The sequence below is a fragment of the Candidatus Hydrogenedentota bacterium genome, from assembly GCA_016791475.1.
Lineage (GTDB): Bacteria > Hydrogenedentota > Hydrogenedentia > Hydrogenedentales > JAEUWI01 > JAEUWI01.
In genome coordinates, this window is the sequence record JAEUWI010000010.1 from 153,629 (window position 1) to 163,670 (window position 10,042).

The window sequence follows — 10,042 nt, forward strand, 5'->3', positions numbered from 1 at the left end:
AGGATGGAGAAAATTGAGATAAATCCGGCAAACACCGAGCCACCGCTCCCGCGAATCTTATACTGCAATTGTACTTATGCAAATGTGGTGCCCAAGGAGGTCAAGCGTGAGGTGCTTGCCGCGCTGAGCGCCTCCGGCCTGGCCTTCGATGCCGTGCCGGATTTGTGCGACATGGCGGCCCGCAAAGACCCTGCGATAGCGCGTCTGAGTGCCTTCCCCGAAGTTCGCATTGCCGCATGCTATGAGCGCGCGGTCCGATGGTTGTTTCACGCCGCCGGAACTCCGCTGCCCCAGGCGGGCGTGGAAGTATTGAACATGCGCGAAGACAGTGCGGAAAACATCGCCCGCGCGCTCCTCGCGCCCTGTGTCGGCTGTGGGAATTCGAAACAATGAGAGAACAGGCAAGCAAGACAGACGGACTCAACCTTCGCGTCGTACTGTATGAGGGCGCAGGGGCCACACCCCTGTCCGACTCTGCGCGTCTGCAGACCCTCACCGCACTGCTCGAAGATGGGTTCGAAGTGAGCCGCCCCGCGCCCTGCGAACAGGCGGCCCCGAGTGAAGGCGAGACCGTGCTCGTGCTCGGGCAGTTCGAAGGTAGCTCTCCGGCCCACGATTTCAACCCGAGTAATACTCACGTGCGCGATATCGCCGGGCTTGCACCGGAAGACATCGCCGGACTGGCGCGTAGTACCCGTGATTCGGTCGGAGCCCGCGCGCTCGACGCTTGGAAACCCTGGTTTCCCGTTATCGATTACAGCCGCTGCACCAATTGCATGCAGTGTCTCAGCTTCTGTCTTTTCGACGTGTACGCCGTGGACTCGGAGAGCCGGATCACCGTTCAAAACGAGAGCAACTGCAAGACCGATTGTCCAGCGTGTTCCCGGGTCTGCCCAGAGGTGGCCATCCTTTTTCCGAAATATAAGAAAGGACCAATCAACGGCGACATCGTGCGCGAGGAAGACCTCCAGCGCGAGGCCATGAAAGTGGATGTGTCCGCCCTGCTGGGCGGTGATATTTATTCCACCTTGCGTACCCGCCAGTCCGGCGCGCGACAGCGTTTTTCCACCGAGCGCGACGAATCCAAGGCGCTTCTGGAACGCAAACGCTGCCTGAAGAAACTTAAGAAGGATTTGGACATTCCGGACGAAGTGCTCATGAGCCTGCCATCCGCCGGCGATATCGAGGAGCGCGCCGAACGCGCCCGCGAAAAACTCAAGCTGCGCCAGGAACGCTCCCGGAGCGCCCGGGATGCCCAACGGCCCGCGCCAACCCAGGATGATTGGGGTATATAGATCGATGCTGCCTTCCCTCGCCTATCGCATGGTGCGCACCGTGGACGCACGGCTCCTCTGGAAGTTTTCCTATAACTTCGGCTTCAAAGGCATGCTCTCCGTGCAGCGCTTCAAGCGCGAACTCAAGAAGGGCAAAGTGTTCCCGCCCTTTCTCTACGTGTCCATCATCAATAGCTGCAACCTTCGCTGCCAGGGATGCTGGGTCGATGTCGCCGCGCCCCAGGCCATGATTTCGTTCGAAGACCTCAATCGACTCGTGGTAAACGCGAAGAAACATGGCAATACCTTCTTCGGTATTCTCGGCGGCGAGCCCTTCATGCACCCGGACCTGATCCGGCTGCTGGAAGCCCATCCCGACTGCTACTTTCAAATCTTCACCAACGGCCACTTCATTACCGACGAGGTTGCCGCCAAATTGCGCCGTGCGGGTAACGCCACCGTCCTCATCAGCATCGAAGGACGCGAAATTGCCAGCGACATTCGCCGGGGCCGCAAGCGGGTGCTGAACCACACGGTCAACGGCCTTCAGGCATGCATCCGAAATCGCATTATCACCGGCGTCGCCACCAGCGTCTGCCAGAGCAACTTTGAAGAACTCGTCCGAGAAGAGTGGGTGGACGAACTGATCCAGTGGGGGGTTCACTACGCCTGGTTTCACACCTATCGCCCCGTCGGTCCCGATCCCAGGCCCGAGTTGGCCCTGACGCCCGAGCAGGTGCTCGCGGTGCGGCGCTTCGGTGTGGAAATGCGCAATCGCAAGTCCATTGGCTTTGTCGATGCCTACTGGGACGACAAGGGCAACGCCCTGTGCCCCGCGGCCGTGGGGATCAGTCACCACATCAGCCCGTGGGGCGATATTGAGCCCTGTCCAATCATCCAGTTCGCCAACGAGTCCATCACCGACAACGACGGCGACATTTACAAGACCATGACGGAGTCGCGCCTGCTGGAAGATTTCCGCAAGTCCGCCGCAAAGGCGACCCGTGGCTGCATTGTGCTGGAGCGGCCGGCCCTCCTGAAGGAGATTGTAGAGCGCAACGGGGCACACGATACCACCGCCCGCAAGCAGGCTATCGCCGAGCTCGAAGCCATGGAGTCGCGCAACAGCCAGTATAATCTTGGAAACGAAATCCCCGAGAAGCACTGGCTTTATCGGTTTGCAAAAAAATACTGGTTCTTTGGTTTCGGTGCCTACACTTGAGCCCGGGCGCAGTGAGGTTAAGGTTGAGTGGTCCCAAGGAAAGGATAGTGGTGGCGACATGAGCAAGATGATTACCAATGCCCCCGTGGCAACCACGCTCCCCGCGGGTGATACGGTTCCCAGAGGCACCTTGTCCCCAATCGTGTTGCCTGCCAAGGTGCCCAGACAGGCCTATCGCAAGGCCCAGTCGGATATTCCCGATGAAAAGGCCGCCCGCGCCCACCTGAAGGACATCGCCCGTCTCTACGCCCGCTCCGTGGGACTCGTGCCCCCCCTGACCATGGATGAATTGCGCGAACACACCGCCGTTGTGCTCGAGAAAGCCGGACTCGACGAGACGTTTAAAGACTACGCCGCCGTAATTGTCAGTAACGCCTCCTGGGCCGATTCCCTCGCCCAGATTCCCTACGAGAAACGCCTGTTGCTCTTGCCGAAGTGCCTCCGTGTGGAGAGCAAGTGCCCCGCGCCTTTTGATGAATTTGGTCTCCTCTGCAAAGAGTGCGGCCTCTGCTCGATTCAGGATCTTTCGGTAGAAGCTGAGCGACTGGGCTATGCCGTTCTCGTGGCCGAAGGCTCCGCCATCGTGCAGAAGATGATCGAGACCGGAAAGATCGAGGCCGTCGTGGGCGTGAGCTGCCTGAATGTGCTGGAAAAATGCTTCCCCCACATGGAGGCCGCCGCCATTCCCAGTGTCGCCATCCCGCTGCTGCAGGACGATTGCATCAACACCACCGTCGACCTTGACTGGGTCTGGGAGTTTATCCACCTTACTGCCGAAGACAAAACCCACCGCCTCGATCTGGACGGTCTTAAGGAAGACGTGCGCTCGTGGTTCCACCGGCCCGCCCTCGATGACCTCCTCGGCCCTTGCGCCAGTGAGACCGATGATATCGCCCGCGAATGGCTCGCCCGCGATGGCAAGCGCTGGCGCCCTTATCTCGCCGCGTGCACCTACATGGCCCTGGAAGGCGCCCACCACGATACGCCGCCGCCGCCCTCCCGCGCCCTGCGCCAGGTGGCCGTCGCCATTGAATGCTTCCACAAGGCCTCGCTGATTCACGATGATATCGAAGACGACGACACCCAGCGCTATGGCAAGGCCACGCTCCACATGGAGCGCGGTGTCCCCGTCGCGCTCAACGTGGGCGACTTCCTCATAGGCCTGGGTTACCAGCTCCTGGCCGACATCGACGCGGACCCGGCGATCAAAGTCGAGATGTTGCGCCTGGCGGCCATGTCCCACCAGATGCTCAGCCGCGGCCAGGGCACCGAACTCTGCTGGGCCCGGAACCGCAGCGTGCTGACCTCGCTGGAGATCCTGGAAATCTTCCGCATGAAAACCGCGCCAGCCTTCGAGGTCGCCCTTCGCCTGGGTGCGTGTCTCGGTCGGGCCGACGCGGAGATACACGAAGTTCTCTGCAAGTACAGTGAAGCCCTCGGACTCGCCTACCAGATCGCGGACGATCTCGAGGATCACACCGATGAAGGGGATTCCCACGATCTCGACGCCATACGGCCCTCGCTGATCATGGCCATCGCCCACAAGCGCGCGCCGGAAGGTCCGAAGCAGGATATGATCGCCGACCTCTGGTGCGGACGCCTCGCCTATGCCGGAGTGCGCGACGAAGTGCGCCAGCTCCTCGAAGAGCGCGGTGTGCTGGACAAAGCCGAGGAACTACTGGAAGCGTATAAGGAAGAGGCTGTGCGCTCCCTTCGCTATCTTCCCAATGCGACACTCAAGGGCCTCTTGCGCCGCGTGGTGGGCAAGATATTCAGTGAGCAATTGATCGAAGGATATTGCAGTGAGTTTGAGGCTCGAAATGCTACAAGTCGCGCGGCTGGCGCCCAACCTGCTCGGGCAGGCCTCCTCACGAATCGTTGAGTTTATTCAGGCCCACAGCAACGGCGATGGGGGCATCGCCGACCGGGCCGGGAAGAGCGATCTGTATTACACGGTCTTCGGACTCGAAGGGTTGGTGGCCCTCCGCGCGCCCTTTGACGTCGAAAATGTGCGCGACTATCTGGGCAGTTTCGGCGACGGAACGGAGTTGGACTTTGTACACGCCGCATGCCTCGCCCGCTGCCGGGCCTCCCTTCCCGAAGCAAGCCTCGCGCCCGAAAAGGCCCGCGCCCTGGCCGCCCACATCGAATCCTTCCGCTGCGCCGACGGCGGCTATGGGCCCAATTCCGGGGCGGCCCATGGCACCGTCTATCATTCTTTTCTCGCCCTTGGGGCCTATGAAGATCTCGGCATGACCGCTCCGGATCTCCCCGGCCTTGTCCGGTGTGTGTCTGGACTGCGCACCAGTGACGGAGCTTATGCCAATGAGCCGGAGCTGCCCATGGGCACCACGCCCGCCACGGCCGCCGCGGTTACGCTACTGCGCAAGCTCGGCGAATCTGTCCCGCCGGAAGCCGGGCAATGGTTGCTGGATCGCGCCCATTCCCAGGGGGGATTCACCGCCGTGCGCGGCATCGATCTTCCCGATCTCCTTTCGACCGCCACCGCGCTCCACGCCCTCTCGGGTATGCATGTGCCCTTCGACCATATCAAGGAATCGTGCCTCGATTTCCTCGATTCCCTCTGGACCGGAAAAGCCTTCTGCGGAAGCTGGGCCGACGACGCGGAGGATTGCGAATACACCTACTACGCCCTCCTCGCCCTGGGGCATTTGAGCCTCTAATGAGTGAAGCGATGAACGCCATACGCCAGACCCTGGAGAACGCCCGCGCCCGGCTGCTCGGCGAACGAAACAGCAGCGGCCACTGGGTCGGCGAACTCTCGTCCAGCGCCCTTTCCACCGCCACCGCCCTCTGCGCCCTGACCCTGGCCCGCCGCGAAGCGGGGGAGGGGAGTGAGGCAGCCCGACTCGATGCGAGAATTGCCGCCGCGCGGCGGTGGCTGGCCGACCACCAGAATGCCGACGGCGGCTGGGGCGATACCGCCCAGAGCCCGACCAACATCAGCACGACCACGCTGTGCTGGGCCGCGCTGTCCGTGTCGGCCCACGTCGACGGAGAACAGCAAGCCCTGGCGCGGGCAACGGCTTGGCTCCAACATGAAATCGGCGAACTTACCCCCAACGCCATATCGCAGACCATCTGCTCCCGCTATGGCGTCGACCGCACCTTCTCCGTGCCCATTCTGACCCTCTGCGCCCTGGCCGGCCGCTTCGGCGACGGGCCAGAGGCCTGGAAGGATATTCCCGCCCTGCCTTTTGAGCTGGGCGCTTTCCCACGGCGCTGGTTCAACCGACTGGGCCTCCCCGTCGTGAGTTATGCCCTGCCCGCCCTCATCGCCGTAGGCAATGTGCAGCACCACAAAGGACCCAGCCGGAATCCGCTGCTGCGATTGATTCGCGCCCGCGCCCGGAACCGGACTCTCCAGATTCTCGAAGAGATTCAGCCCGAATCGGGCGGATTCCTGGAGGCCGCGCCCCTCACCAGCTTCGTCGTCATGAGTCTCATCGGCGCGGGCCTCGCCGACCACCCCGTGACGCGAAAAGGCCTCGCTTTCCTCGAAGCCACCGTCCGCGAGGACGGAAGCTGGCCCATCGACACCAACCTCGCCACGTGGGTGACCACGCTGAGCATCAAGGCCCTGTATCGCAACCCCGCGTTGGGTTCCGGCCTATCCGGCGATGCACGGGTCCAACTGCGGACCTGGCTCCTTGCGCTTCAGGGACGAACCCGACATCCCTATACCCTCGCCGAACCCGGGGGCTGGGCCTGGACCGACCTTTCCGGTGGCGTGCCCGATGCCGACGACACGCCCGGCGCTCTCCTTGCCTTATACCATCTTGCCGAGAAATCGTCCGAAGGACATCTCACCGACATCTTGTTGGTGGAGCGCGCCAGCGCCGGACTCCAATGGCTCGTCGACCTCCAGAACAAAGACGGCGGCATCCCCACCTTTTGCCGGGGATGGGGGAAGCTACCCTTCGACAAGAGCTGCCCCGATCTGACCGCCCACAGCCTCCGCGCCTGGTTTGCCTGGCGTGGGGAGGTGCGGGAGCACTTACGCGCCCGAATCGACCGGGCTGCCGCAAGGGCCATCGCCTTTCTGCTGAGTGAGCAGGCCGAAGACGGAAGTTGGACGCCCCTGTGGTTCGGCAACCAATCCGCACCGGGTCAGGCCAATCCCGTCTATGGCACCGCCATGACCCTGGGGGTGCATGAACTGCCCGACGCCACGGTCTTCAAGGCGCTTCATGAAAGGTGGGGGAGAGGTCGCGCCCGCGCCGTTGCCTGGCTGCTCAAGGCACAGAGCGAAGATGGCGGATGGGGCGGCGCGCCCGGCGTGGCGCCCACCATCGAAGAGACCGCCTTGGCGGTGGACGCTCTCGCGCGAAGCGCTGCGGGTGCAACCGAGGTGGCGGCCCTGCGCCGGGGCTGTGACTGGCTCGTGAACGCCACCGCCGGGGGCACCGAGTTTCCCGCCACGCCCATCGGGCTCTACTTCGCCCAGCTCTGGTATCATGAGCGCTTGTACCCCCTCGTCTTCACGATCTCGGCCCTCGCCGGCGCCCTGCACCGGCTGGAAGCCGAAGCAATGGACTCCGAAGCATCATGACGCCCATCTACCTCGACCATGCCGCCACCACGCCCGTAGACCCTCGCGTGCTCGACGCCATGCTGCCCTTTTTCACGACCCACTTCGGCAACGCCGCCAGCGCCCACCACGCCTTCGGGAAGTATGCCCACGAAGCCGTCGATCTGGCCCGAGACCAGGTGGCCACCGCCCTCGCCGCCGATCCCCGCGAAATCGTATGGACCAGCGGGGCGACCGAGTCCAACAACCTCGCCCTCCAGGGCATTGCCTTCTCCCCCTACTATGCCAAGCGGGGCAACCATATCATCACCGTGGCCACCGAGCACAAGGCCGTCCTCGACTGCTGCGCCTTCCTCGAAACGCGCGGCATCAAGGTCACCTGCCTCCCCGTCGACGGTGGGGGACGCATCGACCTCCAACAACTGGCCGACGCCATCACGTCCGAAACGATTCTCGTCTCGATCATGCACGCCAACAATGAAACCGGCGTGCTCCAGCCCATCCGCGAAATTGGCGCCCTCTGCACCGCGCGCGAAGTGCTCTTCCACACGGACGCCACCCAGAGCTTCGGCAAAGTCCCCATCGACATCGAGCGTGATCGCATCGACCTGCTCAGTCTGAGCGCCCACAAGATTTACGGGCCCAAAGGCGTGGGCGCCCTCTATGTGCGCCGCAAAGGACCCCGCGTCCGCTGTACTCCCCTCGTCCACGGCGGCGGCCACGAAGGCGGACTCCGCTCCGGCACCCTCAACGTCCCCGGCATCGTCGGCCTCGGCTGCGCCGCTGAAATCGCCACGGGCGAAATGGAAACCGAGCAGGAGCGCATACGCCAACTCCGCGACCACCTCGAAGCCGAGCTCATCGCCCGCGGCCCCTGCGCCATCACCCGCAACGGCGCGCCGCATGATCGCCTGGCCGGCTTCGCCAACCTCAGCTTCGACGGCATCATCGCGGACCAGTTCATGGCGCGAATCCCCCAGCTCGCGGTCTCCGCCCGCGCCGCCTGCACCAGCGCCGTGCGCCAGCCCAGCTACGTCCTCGCCGCCATGGGCTGCGATGAAGCGCGCATCGCCGGCGCCATCCGCCTGTCCCTCGGCCGCAGCACCACCCGGGCCGAAATCGACGAAGCCATCCGCGCTATCGCCGAGGCCCTTTCACGGGGCTGAAGATTCAGCGCACCCGCTGGATCCAGAAGCTCTTGTGGCCGTGCAAACGCTGGGCGTGGTCACTGGACGCCTTGAACCGCACATAGGAAGGAAAGGCCTTCTCCAGCGCTGCCGGGTGACGGAGGTGCATGAACTGTCCGGCCCACGTCACGCGAAATGCTTCATTGAACGCCAGAAAAGCCTGGAGCAGATACTGCTCATTCCAGAAGAATTTGTTCTGGTACCAGTTCTCAAAATAGCGCTGGGGTAGAACAATATCGTGGATGTGAACATGGACCCCGCGTTGGAGCACCGGGAGCACATCGAGGTACTCGAAGCAGACGTCGTTGTACACATTAATCGTGTGGGTCGAATCGATGAAGAGAATATCGTTCTCTTCGAGCGCGGTAAAGGTATCCAGCGGCAGCTTCTCCACACGGGATTCCACGACACGCGTCACCTCGGGGATCTTGCGGATCCAATCCATCGGATAAGGCTCCACGCAGACGAAATCGCACCCGTAGGCCGGATCCTCCTCAACGTTCTTCCGGATGGCCGCCGCTGTCACCCGCGTGGAATAACCCGAGCCAATTTCAATGATGCGCTTCGGCTTGAGGCGGCGAACCGTGCAATACAGAATCTCCGCATCGACCGTCTCAAACGCGCCATTTCCGAAATAGTACCCGACACCATCCCGCGGGGCCTCAAAGGGAAAACCGTTGTACTCATCCCGGTACGCCGCGCAGAACTCATCCAGGAGCGAAAGCTGTCCACCTTCGTTCATGTCCAACCCGGAAAGGGCGGACTCCCCCTCAAAAATGTCGGGAGGCAGATCGCGGCTGTCCGGCACCGGCTGATAGAAGTGAACCGGCGTGACGTGATAGCCCTTCCGCTCCCAGAGGTGAAAGAATGCGGGACTCCGCATCAGTCCCGCGGGGAGCAGGTCCGAAAGTATCTTCGCCAGCGCCTTCTTGACAGCTTGCCTGAGCCTGGACATAGGCCACCCTTTCAAAAGATCATAAGTCAGCCCGAATGAAGGCGGAGCACGAAATCGCCAGGGGCGCGGGGGCGTCAAAACCGAAGGAGTGATTCCCCCACCAATCGACGACTGCAACCCCCACCATCCACAAACCCGGCGCGATAACGGCCCGCATCCTACTGCATGGGGCGGGATCCCTTCAAACATTCTCCGGAGAGGCGACCCCGCTGCCGAAGCACCAGTCCGGGGAAGTACTGCTCCCCCTACGCGTTCCCGGCTTCGAATTTCGCCATGAGTTCGCCGGGCGTGCGGGAGGCCTTTCCAGTGGCCATGACGAGGAAGGAGCCGCGCTGGATGGCGTGGGCGCAAACTTGGTCACCGACGGTTATTTCGGCTTCGAGCCAGATGCTTGCGCGGCCGAGATGGGTGCACCACATGTGCCCGACAGGCTCGTCGTAAAGGCCGATAGGACGCTTGTAGGTTATCTGCGTGGAGGCGAGGATGGGCGCGACGCCGGCGTCCATAAAGCGTTTGAGCGGATAGTATTCGCGGAGCACTTCCATGCGCAGATCTTCGAGCCAGCGCACGTAAACCTGGTTGTTCACGTGGAAGGCGAAGTCGATGTCGTAGGTCTGCACCTTGAGGGGCACGGTGACCAGCAGGGGCCGTTTTCCGGGCCGGGCATCTCGCATGGGGATACTACTTTCAATACTTTTTCTGGGCGGCATGGTGGAATGGAGAAACGGGTTTTACGGGACCAATGGGTCTTGTGAAATTAGCCGGGCCCCCATAAGACCCATACGACCCATACGACCCATACGACCCATACGACCCATACGACCCATACGACCCATACGACCCATACGACCC

The 10,042-nt window shown here is 62.5% G+C and carries 9 protein-coding genes; 7 read left to right on the forward strand and 2 right to left on the reverse strand.

The features are described 5' to 3' along the window. The first annotated feature begins 3 nt into the window (after positions 1-3). From JNK74_07730 to JNK74_07760, 7 genes are all read left to right on the forward strand, one after another. Positions 4-393 carry a hypothetical protein gene (locus JNK74_07730; protein MBL7646060.1) on the forward strand — a complete coding sequence of 130 codons (390 nt, stop codon included), beginning with the start codon at positions 4-6 and terminating at the stop codon, positions 391-393. Further along, the gene (locus JNK74_07735; GenBank protein ID MBL7646061.1) at positions 390-1,295 is read left to right on the forward strand and encodes a ferredoxin family protein; all 906 of its coding nucleotides are present in this window, start codon (positions 390-392) and stop codon (positions 1,293-1,295) included. The genes JNK74_07730 and JNK74_07735 overlap by 4 nt, the downstream gene beginning before the upstream one ends. Positions 1,296-1,299: 4 nt before the next feature. Beyond that, entirely contained in the window at positions 1,300-2,496 is a 1,197-nt protein-coding gene (locus JNK74_07740; GenBank protein MBL7646062.1) for a radical SAM protein, read from the forward strand. A gap of 67 nt (positions 2,497-2,563) precedes the next feature. After that, a complete protein-coding gene (locus JNK74_07745; protein MBL7646063.1) occupies positions 2,564-4,378 on the forward strand; it encodes a polyprenyl synthetase family protein in 1,815 nt (604 codons plus the stop codon). Continuing rightward, positions 4,317-5,180 carry a hypothetical protein gene (locus tag JNK74_07750; GenBank protein MBL7646064.1) on the forward strand — a complete coding sequence of 288 codons (864 nt, stop codon included), beginning with the start codon at positions 4,317-4,319 and terminating at the stop codon, positions 5,178-5,180. Before JNK74_07745 ends, JNK74_07750 begins: the two co-directional genes overlap by 62 nt. Further along, entirely contained in the window at positions 5,180-7,069 is a 1,890-nt protein-coding gene (locus JNK74_07755; protein ID MBL7646065.1) for a squalene--hopene cyclase, read from the forward strand. Before JNK74_07750 ends, JNK74_07755 begins: the two co-directional genes overlap by 1 nt. Beyond that, on the forward strand, positions 7,066-8,214 hold the full coding sequence (locus JNK74_07760; GenBank protein ID MBL7646066.1) for a cysteine desulfurase: 1,149 nt from the start codon (positions 7,066-7,068) through the stop codon (positions 8,212-8,214). Before JNK74_07755 ends, JNK74_07760 begins: the two co-directional genes overlap by 4 nt. Before the next feature lie 4 nt (positions 8,215-8,218). Here JNK74_07760 and JNK74_07765 read toward each other — a convergent pair whose 3' ends face one another. Both JNK74_07765 and JNK74_07770 read right to left on the reverse strand, forming a co-directional pair. Then, positions 8,219-9,190 (reverse strand): class I SAM-dependent methyltransferase, encoded by a 972-nt coding sequence (locus JNK74_07765; protein MBL7646067.1) that lies wholly within the window; start codon positions 9,188-9,190, stop codon positions 8,219-8,221. A 245-nt stretch (positions 9,191-9,435) separates the two neighbouring features. Next, a complete protein-coding gene (locus JNK74_07770; protein ID MBL7646068.1) occupies positions 9,436-9,864 on the reverse strand; it encodes an acyl-CoA thioesterase in 429 nt (142 codons plus the stop codon). Between the last annotated feature and the right edge of the window lie 178 nt (positions 9,865-10,042).

What these genes read in the sequence shown, in the direction of transcription:
- JNK74_07730 (MBL7646060.1), top strand. Translation starts at nt 4, where the DNA reads ATGGAGAAAATTGAGATAAATCCGGCAAACACCGAGCCACCGCTCCCG.
- JNK74_07735 (MBL7646061.1), top strand. Translation starts at nt 390, where the DNA reads ATGAGAGAACAGGCAAGCAAGACAGACGGACTCAACCTTCGCGTCGTA.
- JNK74_07740 (MBL7646062.1), top strand. Translation starts at nt 1,300, where the DNA reads ATGCTGCCTTCCCTCGCCTATCGCATGGTGCGCACCGTGGACGCACGG.
- JNK74_07745 (MBL7646063.1), top strand. Translation starts at nt 2,564, where the DNA reads ATGATTACCAATGCCCCCGTGGCAACCACGCTCCCCGCGGGTGATACG.
- JNK74_07750 (MBL7646064.1), top strand. Translation starts at nt 4,317, where the DNA reads ATGCTACAAGTCGCGCGGCTGGCGCCCAACCTGCTCGGGCAGGCCTCC.
- JNK74_07755 (MBL7646065.1), top strand. Translation starts at nt 5,180, where the DNA reads ATGAGTGAAGCGATGAACGCCATACGCCAGACCCTGGAGAACGCCCGC.
- JNK74_07760 (MBL7646066.1), top strand. Translation starts at nt 7,066, where the DNA reads ATGACGCCCATCTACCTCGACCATGCCGCCACCACGCCCGTAGACCCT.
- JNK74_07765 (MBL7646067.1), bottom strand. Translation starts at nt 9,190, where the DNA reads ATGTCCAGGCTCAGGCAAGCTGTCAAGAAGGCGCTGGCGAAGATACTT.
- JNK74_07770 (MBL7646068.1), bottom strand. Translation starts at nt 9,864, where the DNA reads ATGCGAGATGCCCGGCCCGGAAAACGGCCCCTGCTGGTCACCGTGCCC.